This window comes from Streptomyces sp. NPDC107654 (assembly GCF_055639035.1).
In genome coordinates, this window is record NZ_JBVKBI010000022.1 from 14,147 (window position 1) to 38,920 (window position 24,774).

Sequence of the window (24,774 nt, forward strand, 5' to 3'; positions counted from 1 at the left end):
GGACGTCACGCGGACGCCGGCGGATACAGCGACCTCGGCAGCTGGGAAGCCGCAGCCGAGTCCAGCAGCCACAGGGTGCGGGAACGGCCGTAGGCGCCCGCCGCCGGGGCCTGGATCTCGCCCGCGCCCGACAGGGCGATGGCCGCCGCCTCCGCCTTGTCCTCGCCGGCCGCGAGGAGCCAGACCTCGCGGGCCGCGCGGATCGCCGGGAGGGTGAGGGAGATCCGGGTCGGCGGGGGCTTGGGGGCGCCGTGGACGCCGACCACCGTGCGCTCCGTCTCCCGGACCGCGGGCAGCTCGGGGAAGAGCGAGGCCACGTGGGTGTCCGGGCCGACGCCCAGCATCAGGACGTCGAAGGTCGGCACCGCGCCGTGGTTCTCGGGGCCGGCCGCCTTCGCCAGCTCCGCCGCGTACGCCTCGGCCGCCGCCTCGACGTCCGCGCCGTACGGCCCGTCGGAGGCGGGCATGGCGTGCACGCGCTCCGGGTCCAGCGGCACGGAGTCCAGCAGCGCCTCGCGGGCCTGCGTGACATTGCGCTCGGGGTCGCCCTCGGGGAGGTAGCGCTCGTCGCCCCACCACAGGTCGAGGCGAGCCCAGTCGACGGCGTCCCGGGCGGGGGCCGCCGCCAGCGCGGCCAGCAGGCCGTTGCCGTTGCGGCCGCCCGTGAGGACCACGGACGCGGTGCCCCGGGAGGCCTGCGCGTCCACGATCTTCGTGATCAGTCGGGCCGCGGCGGCCTGCGCCATCAGCTCCTTGTCGCGGTGGACGACCAGCTGCGGAGTGCTCACTTCGCCGCCGCCTTCCTCGCCGGTGCCTTCTTCGCGGTCTTGGCCGCCGCCTTCTTGGCGGGGGCCTTGGCCGCTTCCCCGACCGGTTCCGGTTCCGCGACCGGTTCGGCCGGGGCCCCGGACGTCTGCTGCGGAACGGTGTCCAGCCGCTCCACGCCGAAGCGCAGCGCCGACGCGTAGGTGTCGTCCGGGTCCAGCCGGCGCAGCTCCTCCGCGATCAGCTCGGCGGTGTCCCGCCGCTTCAGCGCCACCGCGCGGGCCGGCTGGCCCTCGATGGTCAGCGTGGCCAGCGAGCCGTCGGCCCGGTCCAGTGTGATCGGGCCCTGGCTGGTGTCCATGCGGACCGCCGTCAGACCGGGGCCCGACGACAGCGACCGCTTCACCGGCACGTCCAGCCGGTCCGCGAGCCACATCGCCAGCAGCTCGCAGCTCGGGTTGAACTCCTCGCCCTCGACCTCGACGGCCTGCACCTCACAGGTGACCTGGTCGAGTGCCGCCGCGAGCATGGAACGCCACGGCGTGATCCTCGTCCAGGACAGATCGGTGTCGCCGGGCGTGTAGGCAGCGGCACGGGCGGACAGCTCCCGCACCGGCTGCTCGGAGGCGTAGCTGTCGGTGACCCGGCGCTGGGCGAGCGCGCCCAGCGGGTCCTTCGCCGGGTCGAGCGGGGCGTTCACCGGCCACCACACGACCACCGGGGCGTCCGGCAGCAGCAGCGGCAGGACCACCGAGTCGGCGTGGTCGACCACCTCGCCGTACAGCCGCAGGACGACCGTCTCGCCGGTGCCCGCGTCCGCGCCCACCCGCACCTCGGCGTCCAGACGCGAGGTCGTACGGTCGCGCGGGGAGCGGGATACCCGCTTGATCACCACGAGCGTGCGCGAGGGGTGCTCGCGCGAGGCGTCGTTGGCGGCCTTCAGGGCGTCGTAGGCGTTCTCCTCGTCGGTGACGATGACGAGGGTGAGGACCATGCCGACGGCGGGTGTGCCGATGGCGCGGCGGCCCTGCACGAGCGCCTTGTTGATCTCGCCGGCGGTGGTGTCGGTCAGGTCTATCTTCATGGCCGGCGCCAGCTCCGTCCGTCTCGTGCGAGCATCTCGTCCGCCTCCACGGGACCCCAGGTGCCCGACTTGTACTGCGCGGGCCTGCCGTGCTTGTCCCAGTGCTCCTCGATCGGGTCGAGGATCTTCCAGGACAGCTCGACCTCCTCCGTGCGCGGGAAGAGGTTGGCGTCGCCGAGCAGCACGTCGAGGATGAGGCGTTCGTACGCCTCCGGGCTGGACTCCGTGAACGACTCGCCGTAGGCGAAGTCCATGGAGACGTCCCGGATCTCCATCGAGGTGCCCGGCACCTTGGAACCGAAGCGGACCGTGACGCCCTCGTCCGGCTGGACCCGGATGACGATCGCGTTCTGGCCCAGCTCCTCGGTGGCCGTGGTGTCGAACGGGGAGTGCGGGGCCCGCTGGAAGACGACCGCGATCTCGGTGACACGGCGGCCGAGGCGCTTGCCGGTGCGCAGGTAGAAGGGGACGCCCGCCCAGCGGCGGTTGTCGATCTCCAGCTTGACCGCGGCGTAGGTGTCGGTCTTCGACTTCGGGTCGATGCCCTCCTCTTCGAGGTAGCCGATGACCTTCTCGCCGCCCTGCCAGCCCGCCGCGTACTGCCCGCGCACGGTGTTGGCGCCCAGGTCCTTCGGCAGCCGGACGGCGCCGAGCACCTTCTCCTTCTCCGCGGCCAGCGCGTCCGCGTCGAAGGAGGCCGGCTCCTCCATGGCGGTGAGCGCCATGAGCTGGAGCAGGTGGTTCTGGATGACGTCCCGGGCGGCGCCGATGCCGTCGTAGTAGCCGGCCCGACCGCCGATGCCGATGTCCTCGGCCATCGTGATCTGCACGTGGTCCACGAAGGACCGGTTCCAGATCGGCTCGAACATCGTGTTGGCGAAGCGCAGCGCCAGGATGTTCTGGACGGTCTCCTTGCCGAGGTAGTGGTCGATCCGGAACACCTGGTCCGGCTCGAACACCTCGTGCACGACCTTGTTCAGCTCCTCGGCCGACGCGAGGTCGTGGCCGAACGGCTTCTCGATGACCGCGCGCCGCCAGGAACCGCTGCTCTGGTCGGCGAGGCCGTGCTTCTTCAGCTGCTGGATGACCACCGGGAAGGAGCGCGGCGGCACCGACAGGTAGAAGGCGAAGTTGCCGCCCGTGCCCTGTGCCTTGTCCAACTCCTCGATGGTGGCGCGCAGCCGCTCGAACGCCTCGTCGTCGTCGAAGGTGCCCTGGACGAAGCGCATCCCCTGGATGAGCTGCTGCCAGACCTCCTCACGGAACGGAGTGCGCGAGTGCTCCTTCACCGCGTCGTGCACGACCTGGGCGAAGTCCTCGTGCTCCCAGTCGCGGCGGGCGAAGCCCACCAGCGAGAACCCCGGCGGCAGCAGACCCCGGTTGGCGAGGTCGTAGACGGCCGGCATCAGCTTCTTGCGCGACAGGTCGCCCGTGACGCCGAAGATGACCAGGCCCGACGGCCCCGCGATGCGCGGGAGCCGTCGGTCGGCCGGGTCACGAAGCGGGTTCGCCCCGGAACCGGAAACGGGTGACAACTCAGCCCTCCGAAGGGGCGAGGCGTTCGAGCTCCGCCTGAGTGGACTTGAGCAGGTCGTTCCAGGACGCCTCGAACTTCTCGACGCCCTCCTCCTCCAGCACCTGCACGACGTCGTCGTAGGCGATGCCGAGCTTCTCCAGCGCGTCGAGGTCGGCACGGGCCTGCTCGTAGGTGCCGGCGATGGTGTCGCCGGTGATCTCACCGTGGTCGTCGGTGGCCTCCAGGGTGGCCTCCGGCATGGTGTTGACCGTGTTCGGGGCGACCAGCTCGGTGACGTACAGGGTGTCCGGGTACGCCGGGTCCTTCACGCCGGTCGACGCCCACAGCGGACGCTGCTTGTTGGCGCCCGCGTTCTCCAGCGCGCTCCAGCGGTCCGAGGAGAAGACCTCCTCGTACGCCTGGTAGGCGAGCCGGGCGTTGGCGACGGCGGCCTTGCCGCGCAGCGCCTTGGCCTCGTCGGTGCCGATGCCGTCCAGCCGCTTGTCGATCTCGGTGTCCACGCGGGACACGAAGAAGGACGCCACGGAGTGGATCTTGGACAGGTCCAGGCCGCGCTCCTTGGCCTTCTCCAGACCGCTGAGGTAGGCGTCCATGACCGCGCGGTAGCGCTCCAGCGAGAAGATCAGCGTGACGTTGACGCTGATGCCGAGGCCGATGACCTCGCTGATCGCCGGGATGCCCGCCATGGTGGCCGGGATCTTGATGAGGGTGTTCGGGCGGTCCACCAGCCAGGCCAGCTGCTTGGCCTCGGCGACGGTGGCGTGCTCGTTGTGCGCGAGGCGCGGGTCGACCTCGATGGACACCCGGCCGTCCTGGCCGTGGGTGGCGTCGAAGACCGGGCGCAGGATGTCGGCGGCGTCACGGACGTCCGCCGTCGTGATCATGCGGATGGCCTCTTCGACGGTGACCTTGCGGGCGGCGAGGTCCGACAGCTGCTGGTCGTAGCCGTCGCCCTGGGAGATCGCCTTCTGGAAGATCGTCGGGTTGGTGGTGACGCCCACGACGTGCTGCTGGTCGATCAGCTCGGCGAGGTTGCCGGACGTGATCCGCTTGCGCGACAGGTCGTCCAGCCAGATCGCGACGCCTTCCTCGGAGAGGCGCTTGAGTGCGTCTGTCATGGAATTACATCTCCTACGTGTCGTATGTGAGCGTCAGCGCTGGGCGTCGGCGAGGGATTCCCGCGCCTTCGCGGCCACGTTCTCCGCGGTGAAGCCGAACTCCTTGAAGAGCACCTTGGCATCGGCGGAAGCACCGAAGTGCTCCAGGGAAACGATGCGGCCGGCGTCCCCCACGTACTTGTGCCATGTCAGGCCGACGCCCGCTTCGACGGCGACGCGAGCCTTCACGGACGGCGGCAGTACGGAGTCCCGGTACCCCTGGTCCTGCTGCTCGAACCACTCCACGGACGGCATCGAGACGACGCGCGCGGGAACGCCCTCGGCCTGGAGCCGCTCGCGCGCCTCGACGGCGACGTGCACCTCGGAACCGGTGGCGATCAGGATCACCTGCGGCTCGCCGCCCTCCGCCTCGAACAGGACGTAGCCGCCCTTGGCCGCGTCCTCGTTCGGCTCGTACGTCGGCACGCCCTGACGGGTGAGCGCGAGGCCGTGCGGCTGGCCCTTGCCGAACTCCTTCGTCCAGCGCCTGAGGATCTCGCGCCAGGCGATCGCGGTCTCGTTGGCGTCCGCCGGGCGGACGATGTTCAGACCCGGGATCGCGCGCAGCGAGGCCAGGTGCTCGACCGGCTGGTGGGTGGGGCCGTCCTCACCGAGGCCGATGGAGTCGTGCGTCCACACGTACGTCACCGGCAGGTGCATCAGGGCCGACAGGCGCACGGCGTTGCGCATGTAGTCGGAGAAGACGAGGAAGGTGCCGCCGTAGACGCGGGTGTTGCCGTGCAGGGTGATGCCGTTCAGCTCCGCGCCCATCGAGTGCTCGCGGATGCCGAAGTGGATCGTGCGGCCGTACGGGTCGGCCTCCGGCAGCGGGTTGCCCGCGGGCAGGAAGGAGCTGTCCTTGTCGATGGTCGTGTTGTTCGACCCGGCGAGGTCGGCGGAGCCGCCCCACAGCTCGGGGACCACCGCGCCGAGCGCCTGCAGCACCTTGCCGGACGCGGCACGCGTCGCGACGGCCTTGCCGGGCTCGAAGACCGGGAGCTTCTCCTCCCAGCCGGTGGGCAGCTCGCCCTTGCTGATCCGGTCGAACTCGGCGGCCCGCTCCGGGTTGGCCTCGCGCCACACCTGGAGGGACTTCTCCCACTCGGCCTTCGCCTCGGCTCCCCGCTCCAGCGCCTTGCGGGTGTGGGCGATGACCTCGTCGGCCACCTCGAAGGACTTCTCGGGGTCGAAGCCGAGGACGCGCTTGGTGGCCGCGACCTCCTCGTCGCCCAGCGCCGACCCGTGCGCGGCCTCGGTGTTCTGCGCGTTCGGGGCCGGCCAGGCGATGATCGAGCGCATCGCGATGAAGGACGGCCGGTCCGTGACCCGCTTCGCCTCCTGGATCGCGGCGAAGATCGCCGCCGGGTCCAGGTCGCCGTTCTCCTGGGCCTCCACGCGCTGCACGTGCCAGCCGTAGGCCTCGTACCGCTTGACCGTGTCCTCGGAGACGGCCGTCTCGGTGTCGCCCTCGATCGAGATGTGGTTGTCGTCCCACAGCAGGACCAGGTTGCCGAGCTTCTGGTGGCCGGCCAGCGAGGACGCCTCGGCGGAGATGCCCTCCTGCAGGCAGCCGTCACCGGCGATGCAGTAGATGTAGTGGTCGAAGGGCGACTCGCCGGCCGGGGCCTCCGGGTCGAACAGACCGCGCTCGTAGCGGGCGGCCATCGCCATGCCCACCGCGTTGGCCACACCCTGGCCCAGCGGGCCCGTGGTGGTCTCGACGCCCTTGGTGTGCCCGTACTCCGGGTGACCGGGGGTCTTCGAACCCCACGTCCGGAACGCCTTCAGATCGTCCAGCTCCAGGCCGAAGCCGGCCAGGTACAGCTGGGTGTAGAGGGTCAGGGACGAGTGACCGGCGGACAGCACGAAACGGTCGCGGCCGGTCCACTCGGGGTCGGCCGGGTCGTGCCGCATCACCTTCTGGAAGAGGGTGTAGGCGGCCGGGGCCAGGCTCATCGCCGTACCGGGATGGCCGTTGCCGACCTTCTGTACGGCGTCTGCGGCCAGGACACGGGCGGTGTCCACGGCCCGCTGGTCCAGCTCGGTCCACTCAAGGTCTGTGGTGGTCGGCTTGGTGCTCACCCTGGGTCAGGGCTCCTCTCCACATGTCGGTCGCCGGTCGTCGGGGCATGGGCCCCCCGGCCGCCGGCGTGCTGGGCGCCCACCGGCCGTTGTCGAGCCTACCCCCGTCAAGACGTGCGTTTTTTCGAGTGTTTCCAGACTGCCGGGACTCCGTGCGATCCGCCTCCCGACTGGCCGGAACGCGGTGTGGCACATGAATACGGAGCCGGTCATCTGAGCGCTCAATCGAGTGCCCGGTCCCCTCTTATGGGGCCCCTCCTCCCGGGCGCCGCCAACACGACCCCACCCCCGCGAAGGGCGGGGTATGGGCAACGTCTAAAGTGGCGTGGTACGCGCGAGCCTTTACCGCCACTTCACACGGGGGGGCTTGCTGGGATGTCTCTGTCAGGGGTGTGCGTGACGGCCGTCGAATCCCGTCCAGCGGGTGCGCTCGGTGCGAGCCAAAGCCCGGTTCACCGGCCGTTCGGGGCCCGTGTCAAGGCGTTCGTGGCGCTGACCAAGCCGCGGATCATCGAGCTGCTGCTCATCACCACCGTTCCGGTCATGTTCCTCGCCCAGCAGGGCGTGCCCGACCTGACGCTGGTCCTGCTGACCTGCGTCGGCGGCTACCTGTCCGCGGGCGGCGCCAACGCGCTGAACATGTACATCGACCGGGACATCGACGCCCTGATGGACCGCACCTCGCAGCGGCCCCTGGTGACCGGCATGGTCAGCCCGCGCGAGTGCCTGGTCTTCGGCATCTCCCTGGCCGTCGTCTCGACGCTGCTGTTCGGCCTCACGGTCAACTGGCTGAGCGCCTGGCTCTCCCTCGGCGCGCTCCTCTTCTACGTCGTCGTCTACACGATGATCCTCAAGCGGCGTACGTCGCAGAACATCGTGTGGGGCGGCATCGCGGGCTGCATGCCCGTGCTCATCGGCTGGTCGGCGGTGACGGACTCGCTCTCCTGGGCGCCGGTCGTCCTGTTCATGGTGATCTTCTTCTGGACCCCGCCGCACTACTGGCCGCTGTCCATGAAGGTGAAGGACGACTACGCGCGCGTGGGCGTGCCGATGCTGCCGGTCATCGCCTCCAACAAGGTCGTGGCCCGGCAGATCGTCCTCTACAGCTGGGTCATGGTCGCCGTCTCCCTGCTCCTCACGCCCCTCGGCTACACCGGCTGGTTCTACACGGCCGTCGCACTGGCCGCCGGCGGATGGTGGCTGTGGGAGGCGCACGCGCTCCAGAACCGGGCCAAGGCCGAGGTCACGGGTGGGAAGCTGAAGGAGATGCGGCTGTTCCACTGGTCGATCACCTATGTGTCGCTGCTGTTCGTGGCGATCGCGGTGGATCCCTTCCTGCGCTGACGCATGTCACAGGCGCCCGCTCTCGCCAGTCGATCTACTCGTCGGTAGCATCCTGGCCATGGCAGACACGCAGCAGGTTGACGCGAGGGCCGAGCGCACGGTGGCCAGGCTCGCCCGGGAGATCAGCGCCTTCTCCAAGGCCCACGGCGGCGCCGAGGGCCAGGTGGCCCACATCGGCCGGCGCGGCGCCCGTATCGTCCTCGTCGGCGAGGACGGCGGCTGGGGCGACCTGGTGGCCCCCACGTACGAGATCGCCGGGAAGGCCGTCGAGAAGGCGGGCATCACGGCCCACGAGTCCTTCGACGGCGAGTTCGCGGCGAAGGTGACGACCGGGCCGTACGAGTGGAAGCGGATGGCCGGTATCCAGATCGGCGGCTGACGCGGGACCGGCGGCCGGAAACGCGATCGGGTGGTTGGGCGCGGGATCGGCGGCCGGAACGCGATCGGGTGGCCGGGCAGAGGATCGCCGGCCGGAACGCGATCGAGTGGCCGGAACGCGATCGGCGGCCGGGCGCCCCTTTCGGTCGGCTGCCGCCACCTGAACCCGGTTCACCCGTTAGGACGGGTAAGGCAGCACAGCGCGTCCTCACGGGGGAGCCCGGATGATCGAAACGCCGTCCCTCGTGGACCAGTACTGCCACGGCGTACTGCGGACGGAACTGGGCCTCGGCACCTTCGAGGCCCAGCTGGCGCGCACCGAGGGGCCGCCCGCCCCCGGCACCACCCTCTTCGACACCCAGACCGGCTTCGCCGTACGGCGCTGGTGCCCGCCCCTGCTCGGCCTGGAACCCCACTGCCCGCCCGCCCGCTACCTGGCCCGGCGCCGGGAACTGGGCGTGCTGGAGTCGGGCCGCAGACTGCTGCGCGGCAGCGGCATCACGACGTACCTGGTCGACACCGGCCTGCCCGGCGACCTCACCGGCCCCGCCGAGCTGGCCGGAGCGGGCGACGCCGAGGCCCGGGAGATCGTCCGGCTGGAGCTGCTCGCCGAGCAGGTCGCCGACACCTCCGGCACCGTCGAGTCCTTTCTGGCCAACCTCGCCGAGTCGGTGCACGGGGCCGCGGCGACCGCCGTCGCCTTCACCTCCGTCGCGGGTCTCCGGCACGGACTGGCGCTCGCCCCCGAGCCGCCGGGACCGGGGGAGGCGCGAGGGGCGGCGGGCCGCTGGCTGGCCGGGCGGCGGGTCGGCGGCGCGCTCACGGACCCCGTCCTGCTCAGACACCTGCTGTGGATCGCCGTCGCCTCGGGGCTGCCCCTGCAGCTGCACGCGGGCCTCGGCGAGCCCGGCTCCCGCATCGACCGCACGGACCCGGTGCTGCTGACGGACTTCGTCCGGGCCACCGCCGGCCTCGGCACCGACCTGATCCTGCTGCACGGCTATCCGTACCACCGCCACGCCGCCCACCTGGCCGGCGTCTTCCCGCACGTCTACGCCGACGCGGGCGCCGCACTCGTCCGCACCGGCGCCCGCGCGGCCACGGTCCTCGCCGAGATCCTTGAGCTGGCCCCCTTCGGCAAGATCCTCTTCTCCACCGGCGCGCAGGGCCTGCCCGAACTGCACGTCGTCGGCGCCCGCCTCTTCCGCGAGGCCCTCGGCCGGGTACTGGGCAGCTGGGTCGCCGAGGGTGCCTGGTCCCCGGAGGACGCCCAGCGGGTGGCCCGCCTGATCGCGGCGGACAACGCCCGCCGGGTGTACGGGCTGGGCTGAGCCGCGCAGACTGGGCCGATGACGACCACGGCCCTGCTCGACGGGTTCCTGCACGCCCTGCTGCCCCTGCGTCCCCGGGCCCTGTGGGCGCACGGCTCACTGGCCGGCGGCGGCCCCGTGACCCTGGGGACCGTACGACGGCTGGCCGGGACGCACCGGCGGCTGCGCGGGGAGCCGCTCGCGGCGAAGCTCCACTGCACCTACGTCACACCGGCCACCCTGGACGACGTGGACCGCTCGCACCTCACCTGGGCGCACGGACGGCTGATGCGCCGCCCGGTCACCCCCGTCACCCGGCGCGAGCTCATCGCATTCGGACGCGTGCTGTACGGCGAGACCCCGGCCGCACTGCTCCCGGCGGTGCCGGACCGGCAGCTGGCCGACTTCGTCGTCCGTGACCAGCGGGACTTCTGGCGCCCGGCGGTGGACAGGGCGCGGCTGTGGCGGCAGGACGTCTGGGTGGACCTGGGCCTGCTGACCTTCGCCCGGGCCACGGTGACCCTCCGCGACGGCCGCCTGGTCTCCAAGCGGGAGGCCCTGAACGAGCTGACGGCACTGGGGGCTCCGGCGGAGGTCGTCGAGGACGTCACCCGCCGCCGGTACGGCACCCCGGACCCGGCCTCCACCGCCTGGCTCACCCGGCGCGCCGAGCTGACCCGCGCCTATCTCGGGCCGGCGATCGACGCCCTCGTCGCGGCGTCGGGGTGACTCACGCGCGCGTGGTCGAGGCCTCGCGGTGACTCACGCGCGCGTGCCGACCGGTACGCCGGCCGACGGGTCCGGCAGGACCAGGCCGCTCTCCGGGCGCTCGCGCAGCGAGAGCAGGACGCGCAGGACCCAGATCCACATCACCGTGGAGCCGAGCATGTGCGCGGCCACCAGCGCCTCCGGAAGGTGGGTGAAGTACTGGACGTAGCCCACGGTCCCCTGGGCCAGCAGGATGACGAACAGCTCACGCGTCCGGGCCAGTGGGGCCTTCGGCGCGTCGACCGCCTTCAGGACGAACCACAGGGCGAACGTCAGCGTCACCACGATCCAGGCGAGCACCGCGTGCAGCTTGGAGACCGTCTCCCAGTCGATCGGGATGCGCTCGACCTCGCTGGAGTCGCCGGCGTGCGGGCCGGCCCCGGTCACCACCGTGCCGACCGCGATGAGCAGCACGGACGCGGCCACCAGGAACCACACCAGCTGCTGCACCGCCTTGCCGACCAGCGGACGCGGCGCCCCGTCGCCCTCCCGGGTGCGCTGCCACATCACCGTGGCGATGGCGATCAGGGCCGTGGAGAGCAGGAAGTGCGCGGCGACCGTGTACGGGTTCAGGCCGACCAGGACGACGATGCCGCCGAGCACCGCGTTGCCCATGACGACCCAGAACTGGGCCCAGCCCAGCCGGGTCAGGCCGCGCCGCCAGGGTTTCCGGGAGCGGGCCGCGATGATCGCCCAGCCGACGGCCGCGCACAGCACGTACGTCAGCATGCGGTTGCCGAACTCGACGACCCCGTGGAAGCCCATGGCCCGGGTGGTGGTCAGCGAGTCGTCGGTGCAGGTGGGCCAGGTCGGGCAGCCGAGGCCCGAGCCGGTGAGGCGGACGGCGCCACCGGTGACGACGATGACGACCGACATCACGAGCGCGGCGAGGGCCGCCCGGCGGACGGTCCGGGGGTCCGGGGTCCAGCGGTCGGCGATGAAGGCGAGCGGGTTGCGCAGGGCCGCTTCGGCGTCGGCGCGGGTCAGCTTTGGCACGACACCATCGTAGGCCGCCGCTTGTGCATGCGTTCACGAGGGTCCGGTGGACGGCGCCGCCCGCGTCGCCCCCGCCCTCCCCGCATCACTCCCAGCGGAAGAACCTCCCGGCCGCCGCCAGGCCCACGACCGCCCACACGCCCAGGATCCCCAGGTCGCCCCAGGGCACGCCCGCGCCGTGCTGGAGGACGTCCCGCAGGCCGTCCGAGAGGGCGGAGACGGGGAGCAGACCGAGCACGTGCTGCCCGGCGGAGCCGAACTTCTCCAGCGGCACGATCACCCCGCCGCCCACGAGGAGCAGCAGGAAGACCAGGTTGGCGGCGGCCAGCGTCGCCTCCGCCTTCAGCGTGCCCGCCATCAGCAGGCCGAGCCCGGAGAAGGCGGCCGTACCGGCGACGAGCAGCAGGAGCACGGTGGCGGGGTTGCCGTGCGGCGACCAGCCCAGCGCGTAGGCGATGACGGTCAGCAGGACGACCTGGAGCACCTCCGTGACCAGGACGGACGCCGTCTTCGCGGTCATCAGGCCCCAGCGCGGCAGCGGGGAGGAGGCGAGCCGCTTCAGCACGCCGTAGCGGCGTTCGAAGCCGGTGGCGATCGCCTGCCCCGTGAACGCCGTCGACATCACGGCCAGCGCCAGGACGCCGGGGGCGAGGAAGTCGACGGCCTTGCCCTTGCCGGTGTCCACGATGTCGACCGAACTGAAGAGCACCAGCAGCAGGGTCGGGATGACGACCGTCAGCAGCAGCTGCTCGCCGTTGCGCAGCAGCATCTTCGTCTCCAGCGCCGCCTGCGCCGCGATCATGCGGGGGAGCGGGGCGGCTCCGGGCTTCGGGGTGTACGTACCCGCCGTGGTCACGAGCGCAGCTCCTTGCCGGTCAGCTCCAGGAAGACGTCCTCCAGCGTGTGCCGCTCCACCGAGATCCGGTCGGGCATCACCCCGTGCTGGGCGCACCAGGAGGTGACCGTGGCCAGCAGCTGGGGGTCGACCTTGCCGGCGACCCGGTAGGAGCCCGGGGTCAGCTCGGCGGCCGTGCAGTCGGCCGGGAGCGCCTTGAGCAGGGACCCGACGTCGAGGCCGGGGCGGCCGGTGAAGCGCAGCGTGTTCTCGGCTCCGCCCCTGCACAGCTCCTCCGGGGAGCCCTGGGCGATCACCCGGCCGCCGTCGATGATCGCGACGTCGTCGGCGAGCTGCTCGGCCTCGTCCATGTGGTGCGTGGTGAGGATCACCGACACGCCGTCGGCGCGCAGGTCCCGCACCAGGTCCCAGGTGGCCCGGCGGGCCTGCGGGTCGAGTCCGGCGGTCGGCTCGTCCAGGAACACCAGCTCCGGGCGGCCCACGACGGCCATGGCGAGCGCGAGACGCTGCTGCTGGCCGCCGGAGAGCCGGCGGTAGGAGGTGCGGCCGCAGGACCCGAGGCCGAGGCGTTCGACGAGGGCGTCGACGTCCAGCGGGTGCGCGTGCAGCCTGGCGACGTGCCGGAGCATCTCGTCGGCGCGGGCGCCGGAGTACACACCCCCGGACTGGAGCATCACGCCGATGCGGGGCCGCAGCTCGGCGGAGTCCCGGACCGGGTCGAGGCCCAGGACGCGCACCGTGCCGGAATCCGGCTTCCGGTACCCCTCGCAGGTCTCGACCGTGGTCGTCTTCCCCGCCCCGTTGGGACCGAGGACGGCGGTCACGCCCGGCCGGGCCACCAGGTCGAGGCCGTTCACCGCGGTCTTCGTGCCGTACCGCTTCACCAGGGCCCGGACCTCGATGAGCGGGCTTGACGCGAAGCGTCTCCCTGAGGAGTGGTGGTCGGGAGACGGGTCGGCGGGCTCACTTCGCATGGCTCCAGAGTCTAGGGAGCGCGCGTGCCGGTCAGGTGTCCGGGTGGGGGAAGTCCGTCTCGCGGGGGCGGTGCAGGGGCAGCCACCGCTCGGCGTAGGCCACGGCGTCGGCGACCGGGAACAGCCGCGCCTCCGCCGCGCCGACCGTGCCGCGGACGACGGGCCGGTCCCGTTCGTAGTCGTGCCCCAGCTCGTCGAACCGGTCCGAGGTGATCGACACCTCGGTCACGGTCTCCCAGCCGCCGCCGGGAGCGGGCCGTCCGACCCGTACGAGGGGCGCGGGTATGCGGTACTCGGCGAGGTGGAAGGCGGTGCAGGAGTCGTAGCCCGCGCCGAGCAGCAGCGACCGGGCGCCCAGCTCCTCCAGCCGGGCCAGGGGGCTGCGCTCGCCGAGCCGGCAGTCGGGGGCGTGGCCCTCGGTGATCTCCCGCGCGCGGGGGCCGAGCGCGGCGAAGGAGGTCTGGGGGTGGGCGCTGCGCAGGGCGCCCGGCCAGGTCCGCACGGTCTCGGGGATCACGCCGACGCCGCGCGCGGGGGTGATCCGGGGGTCGTACGGGGGCATGGTGGCGCGGATCCGGTCCCACCACTCCCTGGGCACCGGCGGGTTCCCCCACACGGCCGGGTCGGACTGGTCGCCGGTCTGGGTGGGGACGACGAGCGTGCCGGACGGGCCGAGCACGTCGAGGAGTCCCTGGACGACCGTGACCGCCCCTCCGTTCACCCAGCCGAGGGAGCTCAGCGACGAATGTACGAGAAGGGTCTCGCCGGTCTCCACACCCAGCAGGCGCAGGCCGGCGGCGAGGGTGTCCCGGGTGACAAGAGGGCCGGTCGGAGGGGGTGTGGGCATGGTCCGGGAGTCTTCCGGACGGGGCGCTGAGCCGCCACCGAATCGGCCGCGACGACGGACCGGCGATGATCGATCAAAGATCGTTTCCGCAGGTCAGATTAGGTATGCCTAAGTGACGCAGGGCACCCCCGGTGATCCGGACGGCGCTTGTCAGGCTCCGCGGAATTACGCAACAATGGCGTTGTGAAAAACGTCGGCGAGGCTCGGGAGACCCCCACGGGTGCCCCCCAGGAGGAGCTAACGACCGGTGAGCGCTCCACGCGCAACCGGGTCGCGCGGTCCATCCTGGACCACGGCCCGTCGACCGTCGCCGAACTCGCCGGCCGACTGGGACTGACCCAGGCGGCCGTCCGGCGTCACCTGGACGCACTGGTCGCGGACGACGTGGTGGAGGCCCGCGAGCAGCGGGTGTACGGCACGCGCACGCGTGGCCGCCCCGCCAAGGTCTTCGCGCTCACGGACTGCGGCCGGGACGCCTTCGACCAGTCCTACGACAAGCTCGCCGCGGACGCGCTCCGCTGGATCGCCGAGCAGGGGGGCGGCCCCGAGGCGGTCGCCGCCTTCGCCCGCGCCCGGATCGCCGCCCAGGCGAGCGCGTACCGCAGGGCGATCGAGGCCGTGACCCCCGACAAGCGCGCCGAAGCGCTGGCCAAGGCCTTGAGCGCCGACGGGTACGCTGCTACGGCGCGCAGCGCACCGGTCGGCGAGCAGCTCTGCCAGCACCACTGCCCGGTCGCTCACGTCGCGGAACAGTTCCCGCAGCTGTGCGAGGCGGAGACGGAGATCTTCGCGGAGCTGCTGGGTACCCACGTCCAGCGACTGGCGACCATCGCGCACGGCGACGGCGTCTGCACGACGTTCATCCCCAAGACATCCACTGACGCACCTGCAAGCACGGCCGGGAGGAACCCCGCATGACTCTCCCCACGGAGACTGCCCACCCTGAGCTCGAGGGCCTGGGCAAGTACGAATACGGCTGGGCCGACTCCGACGTGGCCGGTGCCTCCGCCAGGCGCGGCCTCAACGAGGACGTCGTCCGCGACATCTCGGGCAAGAAGTCCGAGCCGGAGTGGATGACCAAGCTGCGCCTGAAGGGCCTGAAGCTCTTCGAGAAGAAGCCGATGCCGAACTGGGGCTCCGACCTCTCGGGCATCGACTTCGACAACATCAAGTACTTCGTGCGCTCCACGGAGAAGCAGGCGGAGTCCTGGGAGGACCTGCCCGAGGACATCAAGAACACCTACGACAAGCTGGGCATCCCGGAGGCCGAGAAGCAGCGCCTCGTCGCCGGTGTCGCCGCCCAGTACGAGTCGGAGGTCGTCTACCACCAGATCCGCGAGGACCTGGAGGAGCAGGGCGTCATCTTCCTCGACACCGACACCGCCCTGAAGGAGCACCCGGAGCTCTTCAAGGAGTACTTCGGCACGGTCATCCCGGCCGGCGACAACAAGTTCGCCGCGCTGAACACGGCCGTGTGGTCCGGCGGCTCCTTCATCTACGTGCCCAAGGGCGTCCACGTCGAGATCCCGCTCCAGGCCTACTTCCGGATCAACACCGAGAACATGGGCCAGTTCGAGCGGACCCTGATCATCGTCGACGAGGGTGCCTACGTGCACTACGTCGAGGGCTGCACCGCGCCGATCTACAAGTCGGACTCGCTGCACTCCGCCGTGGTCGAGATCATCGTCAAGAAGAACGCCCGCTGCCGTTACACGACCATCCAGAACTGGTCGAACAACGTCTACAACCTGGTCACCAAGCGCGCCGTGGCCTACGAGGGCGCGACCATGGAGTGGATCGACGGCAACATCGGCTCCAAGGTGACGATGAAGTACCCGGCCGTCTACCTGATGGGCGAGCACGCCAAGGGCGAGACCCTCTCCATCGCCTTCGCGGGCGAGGGGCAGCACCAGGACGCGGGCGCCAAGATGGTCCACATGGCCCCGAACACCTCGTCCAACATCGTGTCGAAGTCGGTCGCGCGCGGTGGCGGCCGTACGTCCTACCGCGGCCTGATCGAGATCGGCGAGGGCGCCCCGGGCTCCAAGTCCAACGTGCTCTGCGACGCGCTGCTGGTGGACACGATCTCCCGGTCGGACACGTACCCGTACGTCGACGTCCGCGAGGACGACGTGTCGATGGGCCACGAGGCCACCGTCTCCAAGGTCTCCGAGGACCAGCTCTTCTACCTGATGAGCCGCGGCCTCTCCGAGGACGAGGCCATGGCGATGATCGTGCGCGGCTTCGTCGAGCCGATCGCCAAGGAGCTGCCGATGGAGTACGCGCTGGAGCTCAACCGGCTGATCGAGCTGCAGATGGAAGGCGCGGTCGGCTAGGGCCGCCCCCATCGCCAGCAGACGTCTTACTCAGGAAAGAGAGCACTACGACAGCCATGGCTGAGGCCCAGAACTCCCCCACGCTCGGCTCCGCTCGCGCGGGGGGACCCCCACCCGTGGGTTCCACCACCGCCGGCTCGATCGCGGTCGCCGCGGAGTCGACCGTCGTCTCGCGCATGAGCGCGCCCCCGTCCTTCGACGTCGCGGACTTCCCGGTCCCGCACGGTCGTGAGGAGGAGTGGCGCTTCACCCCGCTGGAGCGGCTGCGCGGGCTGCACGACGGCACCGCCGTCGCGAACGGCGACGGCGTGAAGGTCGACGTCCAGGCCCCCGAGGGCGTCACCGTCGAGACCGTCGGGCGCGACGACGCGCGCCTCGGCAAGGCGGGCACCCCCGTGGACCGTGTCGCCGCGCAGGCGTACTCGGCCTTCGAGAAGGCCTCGGTCGTGACCGTCGCCAAGGAGACCGTCCTCACCGAGCCGATCCGCATCGCCGTGCACGGCCAGGGCGGCACCGCCTTCGGCCACCAGGTGATCGAGCTGGGCGCCTTCGCCGAGGCCGTCGTGGTCATCGACCACACCGGTGACGCGGTGCTCGCCACCAACGTCGACTACGTCCTCGGCGACGGCGCCAAGCTGACCGTCGTCTCCGTCCAGGACTGGGACGACAAGGCCGTCCACGTCGCCCAGCACAACGCGCTGGTCGGCCGGGACGCCTCCTTCAAGTCCGTGGTCGTCACCTTCGGCGGTGACGTGGTCCGCCTGCACCCGCGCGTGGAGTACGCCGGCCCCGGCGGCGAGGCCGAGCTGTTCGGCCTGTACTTCACCGACGCCGGCCAGCACCAGGAGCACCGCCTGCTGGTCACCCACAACACCCCGCACTGCAAGTCGAACGTCGTCTACAAGGGCGCGCTGCAGGGCGACGACGCGCACGCGGTCTGGATCGGCGACGTGCTCATCGAGGCCAGCGCCGAGGGCACGGACACCTACGAGATGAACCGCAACCTGGTCCTCACGGACGGCGCGCGCGTCGACTCGGTGCCGAACCTGGAGATCGAGACCGGCGAGATCGTCGGCGCCGGCCACGCCTCCGCCACCGGCCGCTTCGACGACGAGCAGCTCTTCTACCTGATGGCCCGCGGCATCCCGGAGTACGAGGCCCGCCGCCTGGTGGTCCGCGGCTTCTTCGCCGAACTGGTCCAGCAGATCGGTGTCGCCGACATCGAGGAGCGCCTGCTCGCCAAGATCGAGGAAGAGCTGGAGGCTGCGGTCGCATGACGTCGTTCGTACGCGCCTGCGGGCTGAGCGAGCTGGAGGAGGACACCCCGAAGCGGGTGGAACTCGACGGCACGCCGATCTCGGTCGTCAGGACCGAGGGCGAGGTGTTCGCCATCCACGACATCTGCTCCCACGCGAACGTCTCCCTCTCCGAGGGCGAGGTGGAGGACTGCCAGATCGAGTGCTGGCTGCACGGCTCCGCCTTCGACCTGCGCACCGGCAAGCCGTCCGGCCTCCCCGCGACGCGCCCCGTCCCCGTATACCCCGTAAAGATCGAAGGGGACGACGTTCTCGTCTCCGTCACCCAGGAGTCCTGAGGCACCCATGGCAACGCTTGAAATCCGAGACCTGCACGTCACCGTCGAGGCCGACAACGCCACGAAGGAGATCCTCAAGGGCGTCGACCTCACCGTGAAGCAGGGCGAGACGCACGCCATCATGGGCCCCAACGGCTCCGGCAAGTCGACCCTCGCCTACTCCCTCGCGGGTCACCCGAAGTACACGATCACCAGCGGCACCGTGCTGCTCGACGGCGAGGACGTCCTGGAGATGTCCGTCGACGAGCGCGCCCGTGCGGGCCTGTTCCTGGCGATGCAGTACCCGGTCGAGGTCCCCGGCGTCTCGGTCTCCAACTTCCTGCGCACCTCCGCCACCGCGATCCGCGGCGAGGCCCCCAAGCTGCGCACCTGGGTGAAGGAGGTCAAGGAGGCCATGGAGCGCCTCAACATGGACCCGTCCTTCGCCGAGCGCAACGTCAACGAGGGCTTCTCCGGCGGTGAGAAGAAGCGCCACGAGATCCTCCAGCTGGAGCTGCTCAAGCCGAAGGTCGCGATCCTCGACGAGACCGACTCCGGCCTCGACGTCGACGCGCTCCGCATCGTCTCCGAGGGCGTCAACCGCGTCCGTGAGAGCGGCGAGGTCGGCACCCTGCTGATCACGCACTACACGCGCATCCTGCGCTACATCAAGCCCGACCACGTCCACGTGTTCGCCGGCGGCCGCATCGTCGAGTCCGGCGGTCCCGAGCTGGCGGACAAGCTGGAGAACGAGGGCTACGAGTCGTACGTGAAGGGTGGCGCATCCGCGTGACACAGCTGCCGGGCCTCCTCGACACCGAGGCGATCCGCAAGGACTTCCCCGTACTGGACCGCGTCGTCCACGACGGCAGGAAGCTCGTGTACCTGGACAACGCGGCGACCTCGCAGAAGCCGCGCCAGGTGCTGGACGCCCTGAGCGAGTACTACGAGCGCTACAACGCCAACGTCCACCGCGGTGTGCATGTGCTCGCCGAGGAGGCCACGGCGCTGTACGAGGGCGCGCGCGACAAGGTCGCCGAGTTCATCAACGCGCCGAGCCGCGACGAGGTCATCTTCACCAAGAACGCCTCCGAGTCGCTGAACCTCGTGGCGAACATGCTGGGCTGGGCCGACGAGCCCTACCGGGTGGACCACGAGACCGAGATCGTCATCACGGAGATGGAGCACCACTCCAACATCGTGCCGTGGCAGCTGCTGGCGCAGCGCACGGGCGCGAAGCTGAAGTGGTTCGGTCTCACCGACGACGGCCGGCTCGACCTGTCGAACATCGAGGAGATCATCACCGAGAAGACGAAGATCGTCTCCTTCGTGCTGGTGTCCAACATCCTGGGCACGGTCAACCCGGTCGAGACGATAATCCGCCGCGCCCAGGAGGTCGGCGCCCTCGTCTGCATCGACGCCTCCCAGGCCGCGCCGCACATGCCGCTGGACGTGCAGGCGCTGCAGGCCGACTTCGTGGCCTTCACCGGCCACAAGATGTGCGGCCCGACCGGCATCGGCGTCCTGTGGGGCCGCCAGGAGCTGCTGGAGGACCTTCCCCCCTTCCTCGGTGGCGGCGAGATGATCGAGACGGTCTCGATGCACTCGTCCACCTACGCCCCGGCCCCGCACAAGTTCGAGGCGGGCACGCCCCCGATCGCGCAGGCGGTCGGCCTCGGCGCGGCCATCGACTACCTGCAGTCGATCGGCATGGACAAGATCCTCGCCCATGAGCACGCGCTGACGGAGTACGCGGTGCGGCGCCTGGCCGAGGTCCCCGACCTCCGCATCGTCGGGCCGACCACGGCCGAGGACCGCGGCGCGGCGATCTCCTTCACCCTGGGGGACATCCACCCGCACGACGTGGGCCAGGTCCTGGACGAGCAGGGCATCGCGGTCCGGGTCGGCCACCACTGCGCCCGTCCGGTCTGCCTCCGCTACGGAATTCCCGCGACCACGCGAGCGTCGTTCTATCTGTACTCCACGCCGGCCGAGATCGACGCTCTGGTCGAGGGGCTGGAGCACGTTCGGAACTTCTTCGGCTGAGAGGCGTGTCGACACCGTGAAGCTGGATTCGATGTACCAGGACGTCATCCTGGACCACTACAAGAACCCGCACGGGCGTGGTCTGAGGGACGGCGACGCCGAGGTGCACCACGTGAACCCGACCTGCGGCGACGAGATCACCCTGCGCGTGAAGTACGACGGCACGACCATCGAGGACGTCTCGTACGAGGGCCAGGGCTGCTCGATCAGCCAGGCCTCGGCCTCCGTGCTGAACGAGCTGCTGGTCGGCAAGGACCTGGCGGACGCGCAGAAGATCCAGGAGACCTTCCTGGAGCTGATGCAGTCCAAGGGCAGGATCGAGCCCGACGACGCGATGGAGGAGGTCCTGGAGGACGCGGTCGCGTTCGCCGGTGTCTCCAAGTACCCCGCGCGGGTCAAGTGCGCCCTCCTGAGCTGGATGGCGTGGAAGGACGCGACGGCCCAGGCGCTGGGTGGCGCCGACGCCGAAAGGAAGACGGCATGACCGACACCGCTGAGATGAAGCCGGCCTCGGAGGAGGAACTCCGCGAGGCGCTGTACGACGTCGTCGACCCCGAGCTGGGCATCGACGTCGTCAACCTGGGCCTGATCTACGGCATCCACATCGACGACGCGAACATCGCGACGATCGACATGACCCTGACCTCCGCGGCCTGCCCGCTGACGGACGTCATCGAGGACCAGGCCAAGTCCGCCACGGACGGCCTCGTCAACGAGCTCCGCATCAACTGGGTCTGGATGCCGCCGTGGGGCCCGGACAAGATCACGGACGACGGCCGCGAGCAGCTTCGGGCGCTCGGGTTCAACGTCTGACACAGCACGCGCGCGAGGGGGCCGTGGCCATGGGCCACGGCCCCCTTCCGTCTGTTCGGGTTCCGTCCGCTCAGGCCAGCCCGTCCACCAGCAGGAACGCGGAGTCCGCGCGGTACAGGGCGGTGTCCTGGTAGGGGTCCAGCCGTAGCTGGAAGTTCCGGTGGCGCAGGAAGCGGCCGGGGTAGTCGACCGACTCCAGCAGGACGGCTCCGGAGGCGGGGGACGGCCGGGGGCAGAAGGTGGCGTCCTGCCGGAAGAGCGGGGAGCCGTCGGCCGGTTCGGCGCGCAGGAGGAAGTCGCGGTGGCGGAGGTAGCTGCCGTCGGCCGTGGTGAAGGAGTAACAGCGGGCGTCGGCCAGGCCCTTGACGCGGGTGAAGGTGGCGGCGCGGCGGGCCGGGACCGAGGTGACGGGGTCCAGCTTCACCAGGCCGTCGCTGACGTGCCAGTAGCGGTCGGGGTAGTTGAGGGAGCGGACCGAGGTGCGGGGCTCCGTCGGCCGGGGCGAACCGGGGCTGGGAGCGGGGGACTTGGCGGGGGTGCGTTTCGGACGGGTGGGGCTCGGGGGTGAGGGTGTGGGGTCTCCCGTGGTCGCGGGGGTCGCCGTCGTGCCCGCCGGTGAGGGGGACGGGGAGGCGAAGGAGAGCAGGCCGGGGCCGTTGTCGGGTGGTGTCACCGGTGCGGTGGCCTTCGTCTGCGGAGACTGATCGTCCAGGGCGGGTACGGCCACGCAGGCGGCGGCGACCGCCACGACCAGTGCGGCGGCCGGCCCGAGTCTTCGGACGCGGGGGGTGTTGTCAGGCACGGGCCCGCACAGTAGTGGAGGCCGGGCCGACCGCGAGCGGTTTCTGTGAAAGTGAAACTTTCCCGTTGTGTACGGCCGTACACAGTCCTTGTGTACGCTCGTACACATGGGATATCTGCTGCTCGCCGGCGCCATCGCCGCCGAGGTCGCCGCCACCACGGCGATGAAGTACAGCGAGGGGTTCAGCCGGCTCTGGCCCTCGCTCGTGACCGCGCTGGGCTACCTCGTGTCGTTCGCCCTGCTCGCCCAGACCCTCAAGAGCGTGCAGATCGGCACGGCGTACGCCATCTGGTCCGGCGTGGGCACCGCCGCCATCGCCGTCCTGGGCCTGCTGCTGTTCGGGGAGGGGCTGGGCCTCGCCAAGGTCGCCGGGATCGTGCTGATCATCGGCGGAGTGGTGGTGCTGAACCTCGGCGGAGCGGCGCACTGATGCCCCGACGGCACGACCCCGGGCGCCGGCAGCGGATCATCGACGCGGCGATCCGCGTGGTCGGCCGGGACGGCATCGCCGGGCTGAGCCACCGTACGGTCGCGGCCGAGGCGGACGTACCGCTCGGCTCCACGACGTACCACTTCGCCACCCTGGAAGAACTGCTGGTGGCCGCGTTGCGGCAGTCGAACGAGGGGTTCGGCCGGGTGCTGGCCGAGCTGCTGCCGGAGGACACCGGCCGGGGCGACCTCGCCGCGGACCTCGCCCGGGCGCTCGGGCGGTGGCTGGCGGGCGAGCGGACCGGCGTGGAGCTGGAGTACGAGCTGTACCTCGCGGCGCTGCGCCGCCCCGCGCTGCGCCCCGTCGCCGCCGAGTGGACCGAGGGCGCCGCCGCGCTGCTGGCCCGCCGCACCGACCCGGTCACCGCCCGCGCCCTGCTCGCGCTCATGGACGGCATCTGCCTCCAGGTGCTGCTGACGGGCGGTTCGTACGACGAGGAGTACGCGCGCGCCGCGCTGGCTCGGCTGATCCCCTGAACCCGCGCCCGGCACGTGAGACGCGGTTCGCCCTCACCACCCCACCCACGTTAGGTTTTCTCCCATGACCGAGTCTGCAACCCGTACCACCGGCGCCGTCGCCGCCGGCCTCGCCACGATCGCCTCCGACGGCACCGTTCTCGACACCTGGTTCCCGGCCCCCGAGCTGGTCGAGGCGCCGGGCCCGGCCGGCACCGAGCGGCTGTCCGCCGAGCGGGCGGCGGAGCTGCTGGGCGGCGGCGCGACCGCGGCGACCGGCCCGGACGCCCGCCGGGGTGTCGAGGTGGTCGCGGTCCGCACGGTCATCGCCTCGCTGGACGAGAAGCCGATCGACGCGCACGACGTCTACCTGCGCCTGCACCTGCTCTCGCACCGCCTGGTCAAGCCGCACGGCCAGAACCTGGACGGCATCTTCGGCCACCTCGCCAACGTCGCCTGGACCTCGCTCGGTCCGGTCGCCGTGGACGACCTGGAGAAGGTCCGTCTCAACGCCCGCGCCGAGGGCCTGCACCTCCAGGTGACCTCGGTCGACAAGTTCCCCCGCATGACGGACTACGTCGCCCCCAAGGGCGTGCGCATCGCCGACGCCGACCGGGTCCGCCTCGGCGCGCACCTCGCGGCCGGCACCACGGTCATGCACGAGGGCTTCGTCAACTTCAACGCCGGCACGCTCGGCACCTCCATGGTCGAGGGCCGCATCTCCGCGGGCGTCGTGGTCGGCGACGGCTCGGACATCGGCGGCGGCGCCTCCACGATGGGCACCCTGTCCGGCGGCGGCAATGTGATCATCTCCATCGGCGAGCGCTGCCTCGTCGGCGCCGAGGCGGGCGTCGGCATCGCGCTCGGCGACGAGTGCGTGGTCGAGGCGGGCCTGTACATCACCGCGGGCACCCGGGTCACCATGCCCGACGGCCAGATCGTCAAGGCCCGCGAGCTGAACGGTGCCTCGAACATCCTCTTCCGCCGCAACTCGGTCACCGGCACGGTCGAGGCCCGCCCGAACAACGCGGTCTGGGGCGGCCTGAACGACATCCTGCACAGCCACAACTGACACACCCCGCACCGCCGGAGCGCCCTGCACCACGTTCGTGGTGCAGGGCGCTTTGGCGTGCGGGCCGGGTGGCGGCGGGCCGCCGCGTCAGGGGGTGTCCGGGGCCAGGGCCAGGGGGAACAGGACCCTGCTGAGGAACTGCCAGGACGCGGTCGCCTGCATGCCGTCGGCGACGGCCGGGGTGTCACCGGGGCCCGGAGCGGGGGGTGGGGCCGTGGTGGTCCGGCGGGTGAGGAGACAATCCTCCAGAAAGGCGAGGGCCCGGAGGTGATAGGCCCGCGCCGCCCAGCCGAGGCTGATGTTGTGGCCGGCGTCCGGCTGGTGGTCCACCCGTACCCGCGTGGAGGCCAGCGGCGCGGTCAGCTCGGTCACGGCCCGGGCATCGGAGCGCCACCACGGTTCCTGCTCGGCGAAGGTGAAGCGGACCGGTGCCCGCACCGAGGCGGCGATGCCGGAGTACATGTCCGGCCAGAGGGGGAACTCCCGGATCTCCTGGGCCGGGATCGGCGCCAGCAGCGAACGGCACCGGCGGAAGGTCCCCGCTGGATACAGACCCGGGTCGCCCCAGTGCCGGAACCAGTCCATACGGCCGGTCCTCTGCCGCGGAATGGTGTCCTCCGTCGCCGGAGTGCTGCCCAGCCCGGACACGTCCAGACCGATGATGCTGTCCTCATGGTCCTGCGCGGCCAGGGCGAGCCCGGGCTTCGCCCCGTTGGAATGCGCCACGATGAAGAAACCGTCCCCGGTCTCGTGGGTGCGCGCGAAGTCCCGCAGGGCGGCACGCAGCAGCATGGCCTGCTCCTGGGTGCCGAGACCCTCCGGCAGGAAGGAGGCCGACTCACCGTATCCGGGGCGGTCCAGCGCGAGGACCGTGAATCCGAGGTCCGTGCCCAGTTCCAGCAGGGAGTGTCCGGGCTCGGTGTGACCGTCGAAATACCCGGCCCGGATCCCGCCGCCGTGCAACGCCACGACGACGGTCCGCGGGGCGCCGGACGACGGCTCGGCGAGCAGTCCGGAGACCGGTACGCCCAGGGCATCTAGAACGATCTCGCGGGAGGTCAGGGCGGCGCGTGACGATATCGGCATGGT

The 24,774-nt window shown here is 71.2% G+C and carries 26 protein-coding genes; 15 read left to right on the forward strand and 11 right to left on the reverse strand.

The genetic code is table 11. From position 1 onward, the window contains the following. Positions 1-5: 5 nt before the first annotated feature. Genes pgl through tkt form a run of 5 tightly spaced genes read right to left on the reverse strand, consistent with a single transcriptional unit; the run spans position 6 to position 6,625 of the window. The gene (pgl, locus tag ACZ7N4_RS30115) at positions 6-788 is read right to left on the reverse strand and encodes a 6-phosphogluconolactonase (RefSeq protein ID WP_471364183.1); all 783 of its coding nucleotides are present in this window, start codon (positions 786-788) and stop codon (positions 6-8) included. Further along, positions 785-1,849: a glucose-6-phosphate dehydrogenase assembly protein OpcA gene (opcA, locus tag ACZ7N4_RS30120; protein ID WP_471364187.1), complete on the reverse strand. Its 1,065-nt coding sequence runs from the start codon at positions 1,847-1,849 to the stop codon at positions 785-787. Before opcA ends, pgl begins: the two co-directional genes overlap by 4 nt. Further along, entirely contained in the window at positions 1,846-3,384 is a 1,539-nt protein-coding gene (gene zwf / locus ACZ7N4_RS30125; RefSeq protein ID WP_471364193.1) for a glucose-6-phosphate dehydrogenase, read from the reverse strand. The genes opcA and zwf overlap by 4 nt, the downstream gene beginning before the upstream one ends. Position 3,385: 1 nt before the next feature. Next, positions 3,386-4,504, reverse strand: coding sequence for a transaldolase (gene tal, locus ACZ7N4_RS30130; protein ID WP_471364196.1), 1,119 nt, complete (start codon positions 4,502-4,504; stop codon positions 3,386-3,388). Between the two features lie 33 nt (positions 4,505-4,537). Further along, positions 4,538-6,625, reverse strand: coding sequence for a transketolase (gene tkt, locus ACZ7N4_RS30135; RefSeq protein ID WP_471364199.1), 2,088 nt, complete (start codon positions 6,623-6,625; stop codon positions 4,538-4,540). 375 nt (positions 6,626-7,000) lie between these two features. Between tkt and ACZ7N4_RS30140 the strand changes: the two genes are divergently transcribed. The 4 genes from ACZ7N4_RS30140 to ACZ7N4_RS30155 all read left to right on the forward strand — a co-directional run bounded on the left by ACZ7N4_RS30140 (position 7,001) and on the right by ACZ7N4_RS30155 (position 10,386). Continuing rightward, positions 7,001-7,969, forward strand: a complete 969-nt coding sequence (locus tag ACZ7N4_RS30140; RefSeq protein ID WP_471364202.1) for a heme o synthase — start codon at positions 7,001-7,003, stop codon at positions 7,967-7,969. 58 nt (positions 7,970-8,027) lie between these two features. Beyond that, complete coding sequence (locus ACZ7N4_RS30145; RefSeq protein WP_471364206.1) at positions 8,028-8,348, forward strand: hypothetical protein; 321 nt, start codon at positions 8,028-8,030, stop codon at positions 8,346-8,348. 223 nt (positions 8,349-8,571) lie between these two features. Then, positions 8,572-9,678 (forward strand): amidohydrolase family protein, encoded by a 1,107-nt coding sequence (locus ACZ7N4_RS30150; RefSeq protein ID WP_471364209.1) that lies wholly within the window; start codon positions 8,572-8,574, stop codon positions 9,676-9,678. Positions 9,679-9,696: 18 nt separating this feature from the next. Next, a complete protein-coding gene (locus tag ACZ7N4_RS30155) occupies positions 9,697-10,386 on the forward strand; it encodes a nucleotidyltransferase (RefSeq protein WP_471364211.1) in 690 nt (229 codons plus the stop codon). Between the two features lie 33 nt (positions 10,387-10,419). Here the strand turns inward: ACZ7N4_RS30155 and ACZ7N4_RS30160 are convergent, their stop codons facing one another. From ACZ7N4_RS30160 to ACZ7N4_RS30175, 4 genes are all read right to left on the reverse strand, one after another. Further along, on the reverse strand, positions 10,420-11,421 hold the full coding sequence (locus tag ACZ7N4_RS30160; RefSeq protein WP_471364214.1) for a COX15/CtaA family protein: 1,002 nt from the start codon (positions 11,419-11,421) through the stop codon (positions 10,420-10,422). Positions 11,422-11,506: 85 nt separating this feature from the next. Continuing rightward, on the reverse strand, positions 11,507-12,223 hold the full coding sequence (locus ACZ7N4_RS30165; protein WP_471364511.1) for an ABC transporter permease: 717 nt from the start codon (positions 12,221-12,223) through the stop codon (positions 11,507-11,509). Positions 12,224-12,273: 50 nt separating this feature from the next. Continuing rightward, positions 12,274-13,251 (reverse strand): ABC transporter ATP-binding protein, encoded by a 978-nt coding sequence (locus tag ACZ7N4_RS30170; RefSeq protein ID WP_471364218.1) that lies wholly within the window; start codon positions 13,249-13,251, stop codon positions 12,274-12,276. 31 nt (positions 13,252-13,282) lie between these two features. Beyond that, positions 13,283-14,098 carry an AAC(3) family N-acetyltransferase gene (locus ACZ7N4_RS30175; RefSeq protein WP_471364222.1) on the reverse strand — a complete coding sequence of 272 codons (816 nt, stop codon included), beginning with the start codon at positions 14,096-14,098 and terminating at the stop codon, positions 13,283-13,285. A 183-nt stretch (positions 14,099-14,281) separates the two neighbouring features. Here ACZ7N4_RS30175 and ACZ7N4_RS30180 point away from each other — a divergent pair, with 183 nt between their 5' ends. Genes ACZ7N4_RS30180 through ACZ7N4_RS30215 form a run of 8 tightly spaced genes read left to right on the forward strand, consistent with a single transcriptional unit; the run spans position 14,282 to position 20,866 of the window. Then, a complete protein-coding gene (locus tag ACZ7N4_RS30180; protein WP_471364225.1) occupies positions 14,282-15,016 on the forward strand; it encodes a helix-turn-helix transcriptional regulator in 735 nt (244 codons plus the stop codon). Next, positions 15,013-16,434, forward strand: coding sequence for a Fe-S cluster assembly protein SufB (gene sufB, locus ACZ7N4_RS30185; RefSeq protein WP_360747512.1), 1,422 nt, complete (start codon positions 15,013-15,015; stop codon positions 16,432-16,434). The genes ACZ7N4_RS30180 and sufB overlap by 4 nt, the downstream gene beginning before the upstream one ends. Positions 16,435-16,490: 56 nt before the next feature. Next, positions 16,491-17,711, forward strand: coding sequence for a Fe-S cluster assembly protein SufD (gene sufD / locus ACZ7N4_RS30190; RefSeq protein WP_471364228.1), 1,221 nt, complete (start codon positions 16,491-16,493; stop codon positions 17,709-17,711). Next, on the forward strand, positions 17,708-18,028 hold the full coding sequence (locus tag ACZ7N4_RS30195; protein ID WP_471364231.1) for a non-heme iron oxygenase ferredoxin subunit: 321 nt from the start codon (positions 17,708-17,710) through the stop codon (positions 18,026-18,028). The genes sufD and ACZ7N4_RS30195 overlap by 4 nt, the downstream gene beginning before the upstream one ends. Before the next feature lie 7 nt (positions 18,029-18,035). Continuing rightward, positions 18,036-18,800, forward strand: a complete 765-nt coding sequence (sufC, locus tag ACZ7N4_RS30200; protein WP_471364234.1) for a Fe-S cluster assembly ATPase SufC — start codon at positions 18,036-18,038, stop codon at positions 18,798-18,800. Beyond that, on the forward strand, positions 18,797-20,053 hold the full coding sequence (locus tag ACZ7N4_RS30205; protein WP_471364237.1) for a cysteine desulfurase: 1,257 nt from the start codon (positions 18,797-18,799) through the stop codon (positions 20,051-20,053). Before sufC ends, ACZ7N4_RS30205 begins: the two co-directional genes overlap by 4 nt. Before the next feature lie 16 nt (positions 20,054-20,069). Beyond that, positions 20,070-20,537, forward strand: coding sequence for a Fe-S cluster assembly sulfur transfer protein SufU (gene sufU, locus ACZ7N4_RS30210; protein WP_467923985.1), 468 nt, complete (start codon positions 20,070-20,072; stop codon positions 20,535-20,537). Next, positions 20,534-20,866: a metal-sulfur cluster assembly factor gene (locus tag ACZ7N4_RS30215; RefSeq protein ID WP_067313221.1), complete on the forward strand. Its 333-nt coding sequence runs from the start codon at positions 20,534-20,536 to the stop codon at positions 20,864-20,866. The genes sufU and ACZ7N4_RS30215 overlap by 4 nt, the downstream gene beginning before the upstream one ends. A 70-nt stretch (positions 20,867-20,936) precedes the next feature. Here ACZ7N4_RS30215 and ACZ7N4_RS30220 read toward each other — a convergent pair whose 3' ends face one another. Beyond that, positions 20,937-21,668 (reverse strand): AbfB domain-containing protein, encoded by a 732-nt coding sequence (locus ACZ7N4_RS30220; protein WP_471364243.1) that lies wholly within the window; start codon positions 21,666-21,668, stop codon positions 20,937-20,939. Between the two features lie 106 nt (positions 21,669-21,774). On the opposite strand from ACZ7N4_RS30220, the gene ACZ7N4_RS30225 reads away from it, so the two are divergent. The 3 genes from ACZ7N4_RS30225 to dapD all read left to right on the forward strand — a co-directional run bounded on the left by ACZ7N4_RS30225 (position 21,775) and on the right by dapD (position 23,685). Beyond that, on the forward strand, positions 21,775-22,098 hold the full coding sequence (locus ACZ7N4_RS30225) for a DMT family transporter (protein WP_471364246.1): 324 nt from the start codon (positions 21,775-21,777) through the stop codon (positions 22,096-22,098). Next, positions 22,098-22,634 (forward strand): TetR/AcrR family transcriptional regulator, encoded by a 537-nt coding sequence (locus ACZ7N4_RS30230; protein WP_471364249.1) that lies wholly within the window; start codon positions 22,098-22,100, stop codon positions 22,632-22,634. The genes ACZ7N4_RS30225 and ACZ7N4_RS30230 overlap by 1 nt, the downstream gene beginning before the upstream one ends. Positions 22,635-22,698: 64 nt before the next feature. Next, positions 22,699-23,685: a 2,3,4,5-tetrahydropyridine-2,6-dicarboxylate N-succinyltransferase gene (dapD, locus tag ACZ7N4_RS30235; RefSeq protein WP_471364253.1), complete on the forward strand. Its 987-nt coding sequence runs from the start codon at positions 22,699-22,701 to the stop codon at positions 23,683-23,685. A gap of 87 nt (positions 23,686-23,772) precedes the next feature. On the opposite strand, the gene ACZ7N4_RS30240 is transcribed toward dapD, so the two are convergent. Next, positions 23,773-24,771, reverse strand: a complete 999-nt coding sequence (locus tag ACZ7N4_RS30240; protein WP_471364256.1) for an alpha/beta hydrolase — start codon at positions 24,769-24,771, stop codon at positions 23,773-23,775. Between the last annotated feature and the right edge of the window lie 3 nt (positions 24,772-24,774).